The following is a 454-nucleotide window of genomic DNA, read 5'->3' as shown; positions in this document are numbered from 1 at the left end:
TACTCCCTCTGTAGAGTTATTTCAATCCCTTGCCTTATTCAAGCTTTAAGATTGAGTTCTGAAACTTTTTGCTTAATACTTATTTTACAAACAGTCTCTAACAAATGCTAAAATTAGCACCCAAAGTAATTCGGTTTTTACTGATTAGTTGATAACTGAAGTATTGCGCAAGTATAGCACTAATGCATGGGAAATTGGTATAATACCAAGTTGATATTTGATATTTATGGCTATACTATATTCTTGTGAAATTCGAGAATTGTCACAGTAATTAAAAGCTTTGCTGATGTGATGTATGAAACTCTATTCCTAAGATAAGTTAAGAGTTTATTGTTTCAAGTATAAATCATACATATTTCCCATCCTTTAGTTATAAAAAAACTCCTGACTCCTACAAGATCAATACATTTATTCAGGAACATATTTTCCTATTAGTGCTTCAGCAAATTTATCA

Source organism: Dapis hubbardiae BLCC-M172, assembly GCF_050016015.1.
In the GTDB taxonomy this organism is placed as follows: domain Bacteria; phylum Cyanobacteriota; class Cyanobacteriia; order Cyanobacteriales; family Microcoleaceae; genus Trichodesmium.
The sequence above is the reverse complement of the archived record's forward strand: the minus strand, read 5'-3'. Positions refer to the sequence as shown.